9 protein-coding genes are annotated in these 17,272 nt (G+C 75.5%); all 9 read right to left on the minus strand.

What is annotated here, in order from left to right:
• Nucleotides 1–645: 645 nt before the first annotated feature.
• Nucleotides 646–1,554 carry a phosphotransferase family protein gene (locus BU198_RS13070; RefSeq protein ID WP_188297019.1) on the minus strand — a complete coding sequence of 303 codons (909 nt, stop codon included), beginning with the start codon at nt 1,552–1,554 and terminating at the stop codon, nt 646–648.
• Nucleotides 1,555–1,627: 73 nt separating this feature from the next.
• The gene (locus BU198_RS13075) at nt 1,628–2,689 is read right to left on the minus strand and encodes a methyltransferase (RefSeq protein WP_188297020.1); all 1,062 of its coding nucleotides are present in this window, start codon (nt 2,687–2,689) and stop codon (nt 1,628–1,630) included.
• Between the two features lie 156 nt (nt 2,690–2,845).
• A complete protein-coding gene (locus BU198_RS13080) occupies nt 2,846–4,075 on the minus strand; it encodes an aminotransferase class I/II-fold pyridoxal phosphate-dependent enzyme (protein ID WP_188297027.1) in 1,230 nt (409 codons plus the stop codon).
• A 65-nt stretch (nt 4,076–4,140) separates the two neighbouring features.
• Nucleotides 4,141–5,319 carry an alpha-hydroxy acid oxidase gene (locus tag BU198_RS13085; protein ID WP_188297021.1) on the minus strand — a complete coding sequence of 393 codons (1,179 nt, stop codon included), beginning with the start codon at nt 5,317–5,319 and terminating at the stop codon, nt 4,141–4,143.
• Nucleotides 5,316–6,428, minus strand: a complete 1,113-nt coding sequence (gene hppD, locus BU198_RS13090; protein WP_188297022.1) for a 4-hydroxyphenylpyruvate dioxygenase — start codon at nt 6,426–6,428, stop codon at nt 5,316–5,318. Before hppD ends, BU198_RS13085 begins: the two co-directional genes overlap by 4 nt.
• A gap of 111 nt (nt 6,429–6,539) precedes the next feature.
• On the minus strand, nt 6,540–7,799 hold the full coding sequence (locus BU198_RS13095; RefSeq protein WP_188297023.1) for an MFS transporter: 1,260 nt from the start codon (nt 7,797–7,799) through the stop codon (nt 6,540–6,542).
• 73 nt (nt 7,800–7,872) lie between these two features.
• Nucleotides 7,873–8,904: a pyridoxal phosphate-dependent aminotransferase gene (locus BU198_RS13100; protein WP_188297024.1), complete on the minus strand. Its 1,032-nt coding sequence runs from the start codon at nt 8,902–8,904 to the stop codon at nt 7,873–7,875.
• Nucleotides 8,904–9,950 (minus strand): class I SAM-dependent methyltransferase, encoded by a 1,047-nt coding sequence (locus BU198_RS13105; protein ID WP_188297025.1) that lies wholly within the window; start codon nt 9,948–9,950, stop codon nt 8,904–8,906. The genes BU198_RS13100 and BU198_RS13105 overlap by 1 nt, the downstream gene beginning before the upstream one ends.
• A gap of 121 nt (nt 9,951–10,071) precedes the next feature.
• On the minus strand, nt 10,072–17,142 hold the full coding sequence (locus tag BU198_RS13110; RefSeq protein ID WP_223244321.1) for an amino acid adenylation domain-containing protein: 7,071 nt from the start codon (nt 17,140–17,142) through the stop codon (nt 10,072–10,074).
• Nucleotides 17,143–17,272: the final 130 nt, after the last annotated feature.

A 17,272-nucleotide genomic window follows, 5' to 3' on the forward strand; every position in this document is an offset into this window, starting at 1 on the left:
GGGCGCCGCGTCCGGCGGCCCCGGGGTGTGCCGGACGGCCGCCGGGTGGTGCGCCCGGGTCGGCGGTCGGTGCTGGGTGGTGTCCTCGGTGCCGCCGTGCCGCGGGGCCCGGCGGGAGGGGGTGGCGGCCCTGTCGCGGGTGCGCTCCCGGTGAACCGGGAACCGTCCGGTGTCCCGGCTCCGCGGCCGGGCCTGCCGGGCGCCGTCGCGGGGAGTGCCGCGCGGGCGCAATTCCCGGCCATCAAGTTGGCCGGAAACGATCACCGCATTCGGGAATTGCCGTTCTTCACGAAAGCCGCGCCACCGGTTTGCGGAGAAGGGTGGGGGCCGTGGAACCCGCCGGGATTCCACCCGGCCGGGACCACTTCCGTCACCGGGGGGCGGAATCGCGGGCCGGTCACCGTCCTCCGGGTAAAGCGCTCTGGGCACTGTACCGTGATTTCGTCACGCTTGGTAACGGAATTCGCCGGGTGGCCTTCTGGTGCCGGCGGTGGATTCCGGCACCTGGGATCCGCTCTGACCGCCGCGGACCCGACAAGAATGTGCAGGACAGGAGCGGGTCGGCGGGGTCCGCGGCAGGCCAGGGCCGGGCCGGCGGGCCGGCCTCGGCGGCGCGGCGACCGGCCCGGTGGCCTGTGCGGAGCGTTACGACAGCTCGGCGCTGAGTCGGCGGGCCAGCGCGCGGGCGTGGTCGGCGGCGGCCGGTCCGCGGGCCGGATCGGCGGCCTCGGAGAGGAACACCAGCGCCAGCATCAGCGCGGCGTCCAGCCGGCAGACCAGCAGGCACGGGTCGCCCTCGTCCGGGACGGGGGCGAGGCTCGCGTAGCCGGCGCGGACCGCCGCCAGGTCGATCCCGTTCTCCGGATGGCGGGCGTACTCGGCGAGCCGGCCGAACTCCACGGCCGGGGAGCCGAGCAGGGCGTTCGACCAGTCCAGCAGGGCGGTCGTCTGCCCGCGGTCGCGGCGGATGTTGGCGTCGCGGACGTCGAGGTGGAGCAGGCTGTCCTCGGTGAGGCCGGCCAGGTGCCGGGCGAACAGCGCGGCGTCCGGGGGCTCGGGCCAGTCCTCCACGCGGCGGGCGATCCCGGCCCAGCGGCGGGCCATCCGGGCGGCGATCACCCCGGTCGTGCCGCCGCCCTCCGCGGCGACCGGCCGCAGCCGTGGCGGCGGCACCCGGTGCAGCCGGGCGAGCAGCCGCCCCAGGTCGTGCGGGTCGAGCGGGGAGCCGTCGTCCGGGACGAAGTCGCTGAGCAGCATGTCCGGGACGCGGGGGTCGTCGGCGAGGACCAGCTCCCGGGCCCGGGCGACCGGCAGGCCGTGCTCGGCCAGGTGCCGCAGGACGGCGTACTCCTGGACGAGCAGGGCCCGGGTGTCCACGTGCGGGTCGTTGGCGTTCGTGTCGAACCGGCGGTGCGCGAGTCGGACGGCGACCGGTCCGCCGTCCGGCCCCACGGCCCGGAAGACGGTGAACTCCAGTCCCTTGCCGACGAGTTCCAGGCCGCTCAGGCCCCGCTGCGCGACCAGCTCGTCCAGCAGGGCGACACGCTCGTCCATGGGCATCCTCGGGAGTCCTGCGCCGGTCCGGAGGGTCCCGGCAGTGCTTGCTACCCCGGGAGCTGACCGTGCGTCAAGCCGGGACGGCCTCGACCACGGACAGCACCGTCCCGGTGGGCAGGACGCGCGACAGCCGCAGCCCGGCCCGCCCCAGCAACTCGGCGAAGTCCGCCTCGGTGCGCTCGCGGCCGGTGAGCGAGGCCATCATCAGCAGGTCCAGCGTCTTGGCCTGGTGCGGGGCGTTGTCCCTGGGCACCACGGCGTCCAGCACCAGGATCCGGCCGCCCGGCCGCAGGGCGCGGCGGCAGTGCTCCAGCAGCGTGACGCACTGCTCGTCGTCCCAGTCATGGGTGATCCGCTTGAGCAGGTGGACGTCACCGGTGGGCACCGCGGAGAAGAAGTCGCCCTCGTGCGTCGTCCAGCGGCCGGCCACCTCCTTGTCCCCGTCCAGCCGATGCCCGGCCAGCACGTGGGCGCGGTCGTGGAGCACGCCCTCCAGGCCGGGGTTGCGGCGCAGCACCTCCAGCAGCAGGCCGCCGTGGCCGCCGCCGATGTCCACCACCGTGCCGGTCGCGGGGAAGTCACAGGCGGCCGCGATGAGCGCGTTCTCCGGATCGGACATCGCCGCCATGCCCACGTGGAAGACGGCGGCGGTCCGCTCGTCCTGGGCGAAGTGGTCGAAGAACGGCAGGCCGAAGGTGGTGTCGAAGGCCGTGGTGCCCTCGGTGAGACAGTGCGTCATCCGGCCCGCCGGCAGCCAGAAGGTGTGGTCGGTGAGCATCCGGACGGCACTGCGCGCGGAGTGCGGGACGTCGCTGCGCAGCGCCTGCCCGGCCTCGGTCAGCGTGAAGCGGCCCTGCGCGCCCTCGGCCACCACGCCGCGGGTCGCGAGCAGGCGCAGCATCCGGTAGAGGTTCCGCTCGTCCGTGCCGGTGGCGGCGGCGAGTTCGTCAGCGGTGGCGGGGCCGTTCGCCAGCGCGTCGGCCACTCCGGTGTCGGCGGCGGCGCGCAGGGCCGCGGGGAAGACGAAGCCGAGGGCCTCGTCGATCAGGAACGCGGCGGAGCCGCGCAGGCCCTCCTCCGTGGGCGGGGCGGCCGGCGCGTCGATGGTGGTCTCGTCCCGGTCCTGCTGCATGCGTCCTCCTCGGTGGGCTGCGGTGCTCGCGCCGGGATGCTGCCCCGGAGTCACCGGGCCGAAGCGCACCGTCACCGGGATCGCGCGGGGAGGGCGGGCGGGAGGGCGGGCGGACGGGCGAGGGGCGCCCCGGCGGCGGGACGCCCCCGCGTCGGGTCAGGCCTGCGCGGCGAGCAGGGCGGCCAGCCCGTCCAGGCCCCGGTCGAGGGTGGCCGGGTCGACCTGGCTGACGGAGAGCCGGAGTTGGTGCTCCCCGCCCGCGCCCGGATAGAAGTGCGACATCGGGGTCCAGATCACCCCGTACTCCGAGGCCGAGCGCTCCAGCAGCGCGTCGTCCACCACGCACGGCACCGTGAGCACCAGGAAGAACCCGCCGCGCGGCTCGTTCCAGGTCACCCCGCCGCCGGGCGGGAAGCGCCGGGCCAGGCCCTCCAGCACCAGCGCGAGGTTGCGCCGGTAGAGCGCGGCCACCCCGGTGTTGGCGGCCCGCAGGCTGTGGCCGTGCTCCAGCAGCGCGCCGCCGATCACGGCCTGGGCGATCGGCGAGGTGTTCACCGTGGTCATGCTCTTGACCATGCCGAGCAGGTCCGCGAACAGCGCGGTGCCGCCCCGGCCGTCCGCCACCAGCTGGTCCGCCACCACGTACCCGACCCGGGCGCCCGGCAGGGCGGTCTTGGAGAAGGAGCCGAGGTGCACCACCCGCCGTCCGGTGTCCAGCGCCTTGAGCGAGGGCAGCCGCTCGTCGCCCGCGAAGACGCCGTAAGGGTTGTCCTCCAGCAGCAGGAAGTCCTCCTCGGCGGCCGACTCCAGCAGTTCCCTGCGCAGTTCCAGCGGCAGGCTGGCCCCGCTCGGGTTGGCCACGTCCGGCACCAGGTAGAGCGCCCGCGGGCGCAGCCCCTCGGCCCTGGCGGCGGCCAGCCGGCGGCGCAGGTCGGCGAGATCGACGCCGTCCGGGCCGTCGGCCACCGCCAGGACCGGGAGGTCGGCCAGCAGTGCCGCGCCGGTCAGCCCGACGTAGGTGGGGGAGACGGCCAGCACCACGTCCTCGGGGCCGCGGCGCAGCGCCCGCAGCACCAGGAACATCGCCTCCTGGCAGCCCACCGTCACCACGATCGACTCGGCGGGCACCGTGATGCCCTCGTCCACCGCGAGGTGGGCGGCGACCAGGTCGTGGATGATCCCCTTGGTCCGCCCGTACTGGAGCACCAGGCGCCGGGCCGCCTCCTCGGTGAGCCCGCGCTCGGTGCGCAGGTGCTCGACGTAGCGGTCCAGGTGGCGGTGGACGGCGGCCAGCTCGAAGTACTGCTCGGCCGGGCGGCCGGCCGCGAAGGAGACCGCCTCCGGGTAGCGGATGGAGATCTCGTTGAGCAGGTTCATCGAGGTCATCGCCGGATCGGCGAGGGACGGGTGCAGGCCGGTCAGCAGCAGGTCGTGCGGTGCGGCGGTGGTGGTCACGGGGTGCTCCAGGTGGGGCAGGACAGGGTGGTGGTGCGCAGGTCGGCGGCGACCCGCAGACCGGCGCAGCCGGCGAGGCCGAGCGCGTGCCGCAGTTCGGCGGCGAGCAGGTCGAGGACCTCGGTGCAGCCCGCCTCGCCGCCGGCCGCCAGGCCCCAGATCAGCGGGCGGCCGAGCAGCACCCCGGACGCGCCGAGGGCCAGCGCGGTGAGCACGTCCGAGCCGCCGCGGATCCCGCTGTCCATCAGCACCTGGCAGTCCCGGCCGGCCAGTGCCTCGGCGACGGCGGGCAGGACCGTCAGCGCGGGCACCGCCCGGTCGAGCTGGCGGCCGCCGTGGTTGGAGACCACCACGGCCGCGGCGCCGAGCCCGGCGGCCCGTACGGCGTCCGCCGGGTCGAGCACGCCCTTGACCACCAGCGGCAGGTCGGTCCGGTCGCGCAGCCACTCCAGGTCGGCCCAGGTGACGCCGGGGGAGAGCAGCTCGGCGGTGTGGGCGGCCACCGCCGAGACGGCGGCGGTGGACCGGTGCGCCCGCCCGGCGGCGCCGCCCTCCAGCAGCACGGCGCGGACGTCCGCGGGCAGCGCGAAGGCGTTCCTGGCGTCGCGCAGCCGGCGGCCCATGTACGGCACGTCGGCGGTGACCACCAGGGCCTCGCTGCCGGCCTCCTCGGCGGCCCCGACCAGGTCGAGCAGCCGGCCGCGGTCGCGCAGCCAGTACAGCTGGAACCAGAGCGTGGCCCCGGTCTTCGCCAGTTCCCCGAAGCCGACGCTGCTGAGCGTGCCGACGGTGAACGGCACGCCCGCGGCGGCCGCGGCGCGGGCCGAGGCCAGCTCGCCCTCGGGGTGGAACAGCCGGTGGTAGGCGACGGGCGCCACCGCCACCGGCAGGGCGGCCCGGCTGCGCACCAGGGTGGCGGCGGTGTCCCTGGTGGTGACGTCGGCCAGCACCCGGGGCACCAGGGCCACCCGGTCGAAGGCGGTCCGGTTGGCGGCGAGGGTCAGTTCGCGCTCGGCGCCGCCCTCCAGCCACTCCCAGACCTCGGGTGCGAGGACGGCCCTGGCGCGCTCGGCGTACTCCGCGACGCACAGCGCCGGGTGTCCGTCGGACGGGCCGGTCGGAGTGGCCGGGCCTGCCGGGGCGGCCGGTGGAACGCTGCGGACGGACGCGCTCATCCGGCCACTTCGCTGGCGTTGCGCTGGAGTTCCACGGCCTCGTAGAGGGCGCGGATGTTGTTGCTGCCGAAGTTGCGGGCCCGGATGCGCTCGATCACCTCGAAGAAGAAGGTGTTCCGAGGGTGCCGGGAGCGGGTGAAGATCTGGAACAGCTGGCCGTCGTGGTCCTGGTCGACCAGCAGGCTCAGCTCGCGCAGCCGGTCGGTGGAGTGCCGCAGCGGGGTCAGCCGGCCGGGCAGCGCGTCGTAGTAGGTCTGCGGGGTGTGCAGGAACGGTACGCCGCGCTCGGCCATGGTGGAGACCGAGTGCACCGCGTCCCCGGCGGCGAAGGCGACGTGCTGCACCCCGGCGCCGCCGTGGCCGGCCAGGAAGGAGGCGATCTGACCGCCCGCGTCCGCGCCGAGCGGCTCGATCAGGGTGAGCGTGACGCTGTGGTCGGCGCTCTGCACGACCGCCGAGTCCATGCCGAGCGCGCCGACCTCGACCCGCTCCTCGAAGATCGTCCGGAAGCCGAAGACCTCGCGGTAGCGGCGTTCGGTGGAGCGCAGCTCGCCGAACGGGACCAGGACCGCGAAGTGGTCGACGGAGCGCAGGCCGACCTCGCCGGCGCCGGTCAGCGGGGCCGGGTCCGGCAGGCCGGGGATGCGGCCGGCGCAGACCCCGGGGCCGCGCTCGATCAGGGTGTGCACGACGTCGCCGAACGCGTCGACCACGGCGGTGACGCAGCCGTCCTCGGCCTGCGGCGGGCGCAGCGCGGCGGCGCCGCGGTCGGTCAGGGTCCGGAACGCCCCGGCGGCGTCCGGCACCCGCAGGCCGAGGGCGGCCACGCCGTCGCCGTGCCGCTCCAGGTAGTCGGTGGCCGGGTGGCCGGCCGCCAGCGGCTGGGTGACCAGCAGCCGGATGCCGGCCTGGCCGACCAGCGCGGAGAGGCAGCGCTCGGCGGGCCCGCCGCGCTCGGTGGGCGGGACGAGCAGCTCGAAGCCGTACTCCGCGGTCAGCCGGGTGGTCTCGGCGGTGACGTCGGCGACGTGGAACTCGACGTGGTCCAGCTCGACGGGGATCGGGGTGGCGGGGATCGGGGCGGCGGGGGGAGAGGAACGGTCGGTCATCTGAGGAGCTCTCTCGTGAGGAGACGGGAGGGGCTGAGGGTGTTCAGGTGAACGGGCGGGTGTGCGGGCGGGACGGGGACGTGAGGGCGGGCCGGGCGGGCCGGTGCCGGTTCAGCTGGGCTGGAGGTCCCTGGCGTCCTTCGGCTCGGCCTGGTCCCCGGGCTCGGCGCCGGCCGCGGCCTTCGGGGGCTCCGTCGGGGCCTCCGGCTTGCCGATCAGGTGGACGGCGGCCAGCAGCGCGCCGGCCACCATCACGCCCAGCACCACCCGGAAGTCCAGGGCGGCCACCAGGGCGGAGCCGACGCCGACGGCCAGCGCCTGCGGCGCGGTGAGCGAGAGGTTGACGGCCGCCTGGGCGCGCCCCATCAACCGCGGCGGGGTGGACGCCTGGGCGGCGGTGGCGAGCCCGACCAGGGCGGCCGGGATGCCCGCGCCCGCGATCACCAGGCCGGCCGACACCGCGTACAGCGACGGGGCGAGCAGCAGGACGGTCCCGAGGCCGAACACCACCGACCCCGCCATGACCGTCCGGCGCGGCCCGAGCCGGCCGATCAGCAGTCCGCCGGCCACCGAGCCGCCCAGCGCGCCGACGGCCTCGGTGGTCTCCAGCACGCCGAGGAACTGCGGCGAGCGGTGCAGTCCGTGCTGGGTCAGCGCGAACAGCACCGGCTGGAGCAGGCTCAGCACGAAACCGGCGGCGGCGGTGGCCACCACCAGCGGGCGCAGGCCCACCGAGCCGCGCAGGTGGACGAAGCCCGCCAGCACCTCGGTGCGCCACCGCAGGCCCGAGGGCTCCGGTGCGGCCTCGTCCACCCGCAGGGTGAGGAAGCTCAGGGCCGCCAGCAGCAGCACGCCGAGGTCGGCCACCGCGACCACGTGCCCGCCGAACCAGCCGTAGAGCCCGGAGCCGAGCAGCGGCGCCACCAGGGTGGTGCCGGCCCGGGCGCTCTGGGTCAGCCCGGCGGCCGCCCCGAAATCCTGACGTTCCGTCAGAATGCTGCGCAGCAGCGCACTCTGCGCCGGGGCCAGGACGGCCCCGGCCAGACCGCAGACCGTGGCGGTGCCGTAGATGATCCAGACCGTGCCAGGGCCGTCGACCAGCAGCAGCGGCAGCAGCGACACCGCCACCGCCAGGTTCACCCCGACCAGCAGCGGCTTGCGGCGGACCCGGTCGGCGAGCAGACCGCCCAGCGGCAGCAGCAGCAGGGGTGCGGAGAAGCAGAACAGCACCAGGCCGGCGGCGGAGTTGCTGCCGGTCAGCACCTTGGCCCAGATGCCGAGGGCGATGGAGAGGGCGCTGTCGCCGAGGACGGACAGGGTCTGCCCGACGAGGTAGCGCCGGAACTCCGGGCGGGCCAACAGCGGGTGCATGGCGGTTCCTTCGCTGCGCCGACGGCGCTTCGGGGTGTGCGGGGGTGCTCAGGGTGCTCGGGGCGCCGGACGGTCAGGGTGCGGCGGGGTGGGCCGGGGCGAGCGGCGCGACGGCCGCGAAGCCCTCGATCACCGCGTCGTTGGCGTCCTTCTCGCCGACGGCGATCCGGACGCCCTGGCCGGGGTAGTAGCGGACGGCCACGCCCAGGCGCTCCAGTTCGGCGCGCAGCGGGGCGTGGTCGCCGGGGGCGTCCACCCACAGGAAGTTGGTGACGCTGGGCGCCACCGCCCAGCCGAGCCGCAGCAGTTCGGCCCCGGTGCGCTCCCGCTCCGCGGCGATGGCGGCGATCCGCCGCTCCACCTCGTCCCGGGCGGCGACGGCGGCGAGCAGGCCCGCCTCCTGGAGCCGGTTCACCGCGTACGGCACCTGGTGCTCCCGCACCCGCCGGGCCACGGACTCCGCCGCCATCGCGTAGCCGATCCGCAGCGCGGCGATGCCGTGCGACTTGGACAGGGTGCGCAGCACCACCAGGTTCGGCCACTCGGCGATCCTGGCCGGCACGTCCGGGGCCTCCCAGTCCAGGGCGAAGTCGACGTACGCCTCGTCCAGCAGGATCAGCGCGGTGGCCGGCACCCGGCGGAAGAAGTCCGTCAGCTCGGCCCAGGAGTAGACCGTGCCGGTCGGGTTGTGCGGGTTGCACAGCACGACGATCCGGGTGCGCCCGTCCGTCCGCCCGGCCATCGCCGCCAGGTCGTGCCTGGCGTCGGGGCCGAGCGGGACCGGCCGGGCCTCGGCCCTGGCGATCCCGCAGAACAGCGGGTACGCGTCGAAGCAGGGCGCCGAGTGCACCACGTTGTCGCCGGGCTCGACCACGGTGTGGAAGAGGTCCAGCGCCACGCCCGCGGAGCCGTGGCCGACCACGACCTGCCCGGCCGGGACGCCCTGCCAGTCGGCGACGATCCCGGCGATCCGCTCCGGGCGGAAGTCCGGGTAGCGGTGCAGGTCGGCGGCGGCCTCGGCGAGGGCGGCCGGCACCGAGGGCGGCGGCGGGTACGGGTGCTCGTTCTGCGCCAGCAGGTGTCTGGCGGCGGAGGCGGCGGCCATCAGTCGGCCTGGAGGACGTAGAGCCAGGAGGACGGGGTGGCCAGCGCCTCGACGCGCTCGATCCGCAGACCGGCGTCGGTGAACAGCGTCTCGTAGGTGTCCTTGGTGTGCAGCGGGACGCCCATCATCGCGTGCGCCAGTTCGAAGCCGACCGAGAAGACCGGCTGGGCGCCCTCGGAGGTGCCCGGGTCGCGCAGCATGGTGTCGCCGAGGACGAAGGTGCGGGCCTTCGGGAACGCCTCCCGCATCCGGGTGAAGATCGAGGAGCGGGTGGCCGGGTCGGCCAGCAGGTCGTGCAGCAGGAAGAAGCTCATCACGGTGTCGACCTCGGCCACCTCGGCGGCCTCGGCGTCGTTGTCGATCTGGGTGCCGAGCAGGCCCAGCACGTCCGCGCGGACGGCGGTGACCCGGTCCAGCATCCCGGCCTCGGCGATGTCGCGGCGGGCGATGTCGGTGGCCGGGCGGCTGATGTCGATGCCCAGGCCCCGGGTGCCCGGGCGCTGCGAGACCACCCGGCGCACCCGGGCGGAGGTGCCGGAGCCCAGGTCGGCGATGGTGCGGAAGTCGATGCCGCTCAGCACGTCGGTCAGCTGCGCGGCGAACATCGACTGGTCGCACTGGGCCGAGCCGAGGGCGACCATCGCCTCGTCGCGGAGGACGTCCTCGCCGTAGCGGTGGGTGCCGGTGCTCAGGTGGCCGGCCCGGCCGAACACGTCGTGGTAGCCGCCGACGGCCCAGGTGAAGTAGCCGCGCGCGGCGGCGATCTCCGCCCCGGCCTCGGTGGGCAGGTAGGTGTCGCCGTCGGCCTTGAGGTAGCCGTAGTCGGTGGCGGCACGCAGCACGGCCTCCGTGCGGGCGGTGTCACCGGTGCCGGCGGTGGCCTCGGCGGCGGAGAGCGGCTCGCCGCGGCCGATCCGCTCCAGCAGGCCGATCCGGTCCAGGGCGAAGATCACGTTCGCGGCGATGAAGCCGTTGTAGGCGTCGGTCGAGGTGATCGGCGCCGGGGTGATGCCGCGCCAGGTGTCGGGGATGGCCGCAGTGGTCATGGTGGGGTCCGTTTCTCCGTGGGCGGGCCGGGTGCGGCCCGCGGGGTGTGCGCAGGGTCGGTCGCCTGCGGTCGGTGGGAGCGGGGAGCGGGGAGCGGGCGGGACGGGTGGGGCGGAGGGGTCAGGACGTCAGGCGGGCGGCGAGCACCGGGCCGATGACGGCGAGCGCCTCGGAGCCGGTCATCGCGCCGTGGGTGCTCGGCACCTCGTGGATGTCGAGCCGGCCGCCCAGGTGCGGGCGCCAGCTCTCGGGGTCGGGGGCGTCGGCCGGCCGCTCCTTGGCGGCGGTGAAGAACACCGCGCCGCCGTCGTAGCCGGGCAGCGGGAGCGTGTGGGAAAGCTCGGCGTTGGCCTGGAAGACGGCGACCACCCGGGCCACCCCGGCGCCGCTGAGACCGGCGAGCGGGCCCTCGCCGTCCCGGACGAGCGCGGCGTAGCCGTCCTCGTCCGCGGGCCAGGCGGTGGTCTCCCCGGCCGGGTGGCCGAGCGAGTCGAGGATCACCGCGAGCTGCGCCGGGTCGTCCCGCCACCGCTCGGGCCCCGGCTCTCCGGTGCCCGGGTAGGCGTCCAGCAGGGCCAGCAGCCGTACCTCCTCGCCCTGTTCGCGCAGCAGCGCCGCGATCGCGTGGGCGACGGTCCCGCCGAAGGACCAGCCGAGCAGGGCGTACGGGCCCTCGGGGCGGACGGCGCGGATCTGTGCGAGGTGGGTCCTGGCCAGCTCCTCCACCGAGGCCGGGCGGGCGGCCGGGTCGGCCAGGCCGGGGGCCTGGAGGCCGTAGATCGGCTGCTCGGCGTCGAGGTGGCGCAGCAGCCCGGTGTACACCCAGCTGATGCCGGCGGCCGGGTGGACGCAGAACAGCGGCGGGCGCGAGCCCCGGGTGCGGATCGGCAGCAGGACGGGGAAGCTCTCGGCGGCCGGGCCCAGGGCGAGCCGCTCGGCCAGCAGGGCGACGGTCGGTGCCTCGAACAGCGTGCGGACGCCGATCCCCTCGCCCTCGCCGACCAGTTCGCGCAGGCCCGCGACCAGCCGGCCGGCCAGCAGCGAGTGCCCGCCCAGCTCGAAGAAGTTGTCGTCCACACCGACCCCGTCCAGCCCGAGGACGTCGGCGAACAGGCCGCAGAGCAGTTCCTCCCTGGGCGTGGCGGGCGTCCGCCCGGAGCCGGGCCAGGCGGAGTCGGGGGCGGGCAGGGCGGTGCGGTCGACCTTGCCGTTGGCGGTCACCGGCAGGGCGTCGAGGGCGACGACGGCGGAGGGGACCATGTAGTCGGGCAGGGTCCCGCCGACGTGGCGGCGCAGGGCGGCCGGGTCGACCGTCCGGCCGGGGCGGGGGACGGCGTAGGCGACGAGCCGGCGGTCGCCGGGGCGGTCCTCGCGGACCAGCACGAACGCCTGTGCCAGGTCGGGGTGCCGGGCGAGTACGGCCTCGATCTCGCCGGGTTCGATCCGGAAGCCGCGGACCTTGACCTGGTGGTCGGTGCGGCCGAGGTAGTCCAAAGCCCCGTCGGCGCGGCGGCGGGCGAGGTCCCCGGTGCGGTACATCCGGCTGCCGGGGGCGCCGTACGGGTCGGCGGTGAAGCGCTCGGCGGTGAGGCCGGGGCGGCCGAGGTAGCCGCGGGCGAGGCCGGCGCCGGCGATGTACAGCTCGCCGACCACCCCGGCGGGGACCGGCTGGAGGCCCGGATCGAGCACGTACAGACGGGTGTTGGCCACGGGGCGGCCCATCGGCGGGGTGGTCCGGCCGCGCAGCGGGCCGCTCATGCTGGCGCACACGGTGGACTCGGTGGGGCCGTAGGCGTTGACCATCCGCACCCGGGCCGACCAGTGCCCGACCAGGTCGGGCGGGCAGGCCTCGCCGGCCACCACCAGGGTGGTGCCCCGGGGCAGCGCGTCCGGGGGCAGCACGGCGAGGGCGGTGGGCGGCAGGGTGAGGTGGGTGACGCCCTGGTCGGCGATCAGCTCCACCAGGGCGGGGCCCGGCAGGAGCCGGTCGGCGTCGGCGAGGACGGCGCGGGCGCCGGTGAGCAGGGCCATGCCCAGCTCCCAGACGGCCGCGTCGAAGGACGGCGAGGCGAACAGCAGCACCCGGCTGTCCGGGGTGACGGCCAGGCCCTCGTGCTGGCTCTCCACCATGCTCGCGAGGCCGGAGTGGGTGACCAGCACGCCCTTGGGGCGGCCGGTGGACCCCGAGGTGTGGATGACGTACGCGGCCGAGTCCGGGGTGATCGCGGTGCCGGTGAGGTCGTGCGCCGGGTGGCCGGAGGCGTCCAGGTCCTCGATCAGCAGCCGGGGGACGGTGCTGCCGGCCGGCAGGCGGCCGGCCAGCGTCCTGCTGGTGAGGACCAGCGCGGGCCGGGCGTCGTCCAGCATGTGGGCGAGCCGGTCGGCCGGGTAGCGCGGGTCCAGCGGCTGGAAGACCGCGCCGGCCTTGAGCACCGCGAGCTGGGCGACGATCAGCTCGATCGAGCGTTCCAGGGCGATCGCGACGAACCGCTCGGGGCCCGCGCCGTGCTCGACCAGCAGTCGGGCGAAGCGGTTGGCGCGCTCGTTCAGCTCGCCGTAGCCGACCTGCTCGGAGCCGAAGGAGAGCGCGACGGCCTCCGGGCGGGCGGCGGCCCGCGCCTCGAACAGTGCCGGGAAGGTGGCGGGCTCGACCGGCCGGGCGGTGTCGTTCCACCCGTCGACCAGCTGCTCCCGCTCCTCGGGCGCCAGCACCTCCACCAGGCCCACCCGCTGGTCCGGATCGGCCAGCACCGCGCGCAGGGCGCGCTCGAAGCGGGCGGCCGTCGCCTCGGCGGTGGCCCGGTCGAACAGGTCGACGGCGTACTCCAGCGTCAGGCCCAGTCCGGCGGGCGCGCCGGCCGCGTCGAAGCTCTCGCCGAACGCGAAGGTCAGGTCGAACTTGGCGAGGCCGGAGTCCGGTTGCCCGACCCGGCCGGTCAGACCGCCGAGGCTGATCTCCCCGGCGTCGCCGCCCGAGGTCAGCATCACCTGGCAGAGCGGGTGCCGGGCGGTCGAGCGCACCGGGTTGATCAGCTCGACCAGCCGCTCGAAGGGCACGTCCTGGTGCGCGAAGGCGTCCAGGGTGGCGACCCGGACGCGCTCCACCAGCTCCCGGAAGGTCGGGTCGCCGCTGGTGTCGGTGCGCAGCACCAGGGTGTTGACGAAGAAGCCGACCAGGTCGTCCAGCGCCTCGTCGGTGCGGCCGGCCACCACGGTGCCGATCGGCAGGTCGGTGCCCGCGCCGAGCCGGCCCAGGGTGGTGGCCAGGGCGGCCTGCATCACCATGAACACGCTGGCGCGGCTCCGCTGCGCCAACTCGACGAGCGCGGTGTGGAGTCCGGCGTCCATCCGGAGTTCCACGGTGGCGCCCCGGCGGCTCGGGGCGGCGGGGCGGCGGTGGTCGAAGGGGAGCGCCAGCTCCTCCGGGAGGCCGGCCAGGGCCTGCTGCCAGTAGGCGAGTTGGCCGGTCAGCAGCTCGCTCGGCCGCTCGTCGGTGCCGAGCAGCCGGTGCTGCCAGAGGGCGTAGTCGGCGTACTGCACCGGCAGCGGCGGCCAGTCGGGGGCGGTGCCGTCGCGGCGGGCCTCGTACGCGGTGGCGAGGTCGCGCAGCAGCGGGGCGACGGACCAGCCGTCGGTGGCGATGTGGTGCATCAGGACCAGCAGGACGTGCTCGTCGCCCGGCAGGGAGAACAGGGTGGCGCGCACCGGCAGGTCGCGGGCGAGGTCGAAGACCTCCGCGCAGGCCTCGGCCAGGGCCGCCCCGAGTTCCTCCTCGCCGGCCACCGGCACGGTGCGCAGCGGGAGTTCGGGGTGATCCAGGAGCAGCTGGTGCGGCTGCCCGTCGGTGGTCGGGTAGACGGTGCGCAGCACCTCGTGGCGGTCGAGCACGTCCGTGAGGGCCGCCTGGAGGGCGGTGGTGTCGATCCGGCCGGTGAGCCGCAGGACGCACGGGGTGTTGTAGAGCGGGCTCGGGCCCTCGAACTGGTCGATGAACCAGAGGCGTTGCTGCGCGGGGGAGAGCGGGACGCGTGCGGGCCGCCCGGTGGGCCGCAGGGCCGGGCGGGCGGTGCCGGGGGTGGGCAGCGCGGCGGCCAGCGCGGCCACGCTGGGGGCGTCGAACAGGGTCCGGACGGGCAGTTCGGTGCCGAGCGCGGTGCGGATGCGGCTGACCAGCTTGGTGGCGAGCAGCGAGTGGCCGCCCAGGTCGAAGAAGCTGTCGTCGATCCCGACCCCGGCCGACCCGAGGACGTCGGCGAAGAGTTCGCAGAGCACGCGCTCGGTGTCGGTGCGCGGGGCCCGGCGCTCGGCCGTCCCGGTGTAGTCGGGGGCGGGCAGGGCGCGGCGGTCGACCTTGCCGTTGGCGGTGACCGGCAGGGCGTCGAGGACGACCACGGCGGCCGGGAGCATGTAGCCGGGCAGGCTGTCGGCGACGGCGGCGCGCAGTTCGCCGGGGCTGCCCTCGCCGGTGGCGTACACCACGAGGCGCTTGTCGCCCGGCTGGTCCTCGCGGACCATCGCGAAGGCCTGGCCGACGGTGGGCAGGGCGGCGAACGCGCCCTCCACCTCGCCGAGTTCGATCCGGAAGCCGCGGATCTTGACCTGGTCGTCGGCGCGGCCGAGGAACTCCAGCACGCCGTCGGACGTCCAGCGGGCGAGGTCGCCGGTGCGGTACATCCGGCTTCCGGGTTCGCCGAACGGGCAGGCGACGAAGCGTTCGGCGGTCAGGCCGGGGCGGCCGACGTAGCCGCGGGCCAGGCCGGCTCCGGCGATGTACAGCTCGCCCGCCACACCGGCCGGCAGCGGGCGCAGCGCGGTGTCCAGCACGTACGGCCGGGTGTTGGCCAGCGGTCGGCCGATCGGCACCACGGCGGGGACGGGATCGTGCGCGCCCATGGTGAAGGTGGTCTTGATGGCGGTGGTCTCGGTCGGCGCGTAGACCGCGAGCACGGAGGTGTCCGGGCAGGCCCGCAGGAGCCGGCGGACGGACTCCGGCGGCACGACGTCGCCGCCGGTCCACACCTGCCGGACCCGCCGGAAGGCGGCCGGGTTCTCGTCGGCCATCAGCCGCAGCAGCCCGGACGGGGCCTGGACCAGGGTCACCTCGTGGGCGGTGATGGTCTCGGCGAGGCGGCGGATGTCCAGTTCACCGGGCTCGGCGAGGACGATCGCCCCGCCGGTGACCAGTGGCGCCCAGATCTCGGTGGTGGAGGCGTCGAAGGCGGTGGGCGAGTGGAGCAGCACCCGTTCGTGGTGACCGGCCCTGAAGTGCGGGTTGCCCAGCAGGTCCACCACGTTGCGGTGGGTGACGGCGACGCCCTTGGGCACGCCGGTCGAGCCCGAGGTGTACATCACGTAGACCAGCTGGCCGGGCAGGACCGGTGTGGCGGGGTTGCCCGCCGCCGGGGCCCCGGCGAGCAGCGCCTCGGTGACCTCGACGGTGTCGAAGCCCTCGGTGGCGAGCACCGGGTGCCCCTGGTGGGCCCGGTCGGTGAGCAGCAGGGCGGTACGGGTGTCGGCGAGGATGTGCCGCAGCCGGTCCAGCGGGTAGCGGTCGTCCAGCGGGACGTAGGTACCGCCCGCCTTGGCGATCGCCAGGACGGCGGTGAGCAGGGCGGCGGAGCGCTCCATCAGCACCGCGACCGGCTGTTCGGTGGTCAGGCCGCGTTCCAGCAGCAGCGCGGCGAGCCGGTTGGCGCGGTCGTTCAGCTCGGCGTAGTCGAGCCGTTCGGTGTCGGAGACGACGGCCGGGGCCTCGGGGGTGGCGGCGGCCTGGGCCTCGAACAGCCGGGGCAGGCTCTGCTCGGTGACGGGCACCACCGGTCCGTGCCAGCCGGTGAGCAGCTGCTCGCGCTCGGCCGGGCCGAGGATGTCGATGGCGCCGATCGGCGCGTCCGGGGCGGCCACGGCGGCGCGCAGCACGCGGACCAGCCGGTCGGCGAGGGAGACGGCGGTGGCGTGGTCGAACAGGTCGGCCGCGTAGTCGACGGCGGCGCGCACCCCGAGGCAGCCGCCGTCGGCGGCGAGGCGCTCGACGAAGTTGAAGTTGAGGTCGAACTGGGCCTGGGCCTCGCCGACTTCGAGCGGGGTGCCGACCGCGGCGCCGAAGGCGAGGTCGCCGGCCTGTTCCGCGTTCAGGGTGACGACGGTCTGGAAGAGGGGGTGGCGGGCCGGGGTGCGGGTGGGGTTGAGGTGTTCGACGAGACGTTCGAAGGGGATGTCCTGGTGGTCGTAGGCGTCCAGGTCGGTGCGGCGGATCCGGTCGAGGAGTTGGTGGAAGGTGGGGTCGCCGCTGGTGTCGGTGCGCAGGGGGAGGGTGTTGACGAAGAAGCCGACGAGGTCGTCGAGGGCTTCGTCGGTGCGGCCGGCGACGGGGGTGCCCAGGGGGAGGTCGGTGCCGGCGCCGAGGTGGGTGTAGAGGGTGGCGACCGCGGCCTGGAGGGCCATGAACAGGCTGGCGTTCCGTGCCGTCGCCAACGCGCCGAGCATGCCGTGCAGTCCGGCGTCGATCCCGAAGTCGGCGGCGCCGCCGCGGCGGCTCGGCAGGGCCGGGCGCGGACGGTCGTACGGGAGCGCCAGCTCCTCCGGCAGGCCGGACAACTCCTGCTTCCAGTGGGCGAGTTGGGTGGAGATGACGCTCTCCGGGTCGTCCTCCTCGCCGAGCAGCTCGCGCTGCCAGAGGGTGTAGTCGGCGTACTGCACCGGCAGCGGTTCCCACTGCGACGCGGTGCCGGCGGATCGGGCCCGGTAGGCCTCGGCGAGGTCGCGGAACAGCGGGGCGACGGACCAGCCGTCGCTGGCGATGTGGTGGGTGAGCAGCAGCAGGACGTGCTCGCCCGGGGTGGGCAGGGCGTACAGCCAGGCCCGGACCGGGAGGTCGGCGGCGAGGTCGAAGACCTGCCCGGCCGCCTCGCGCAGCAGCCCGGGCAGCTCGGCCTCGTCGGCCACCGGCACCCGGTGCAGCGGCGGGCGCCCCTCGGCGAGGATGTGCTGGTGGGGCCGGCCGTCGGTGGTCGGGAAGACGGTGCGCAGCACCTCGTGCCGCTCCACCACGTCCCCCAGTGCGCCTTCGAGCGCGGCGGCGTCGAGCGCACCGGTCAGCCGGAGGGCGAACGGGGTGTTGTAGAGGGCGCTCGGGCCCTCGAACTGCTCGATGAACCAGAGCCGCTGCTGGGCGAACGACAACGGGATCAAGGTCTGCCTCCGACTGGCGACGTACGGCTGCTGTGGCGGGTGGCTGCGCTGTGACGGGTGGCCGCTCTGTGGCGGGCGGTGGGGGCGGGCGCGCGGCGGGCGCGGGCCGCCACCCGTGGGCGGTCCCGCG

The sequence above is a fragment of the Streptomyces sp. CBMA156 genome (assembly GCF_014596515.1).
GTDB lineage: Bacteria > Actinomycetota > Actinomycetes > Streptomycetales > Streptomycetaceae > Kitasatospora.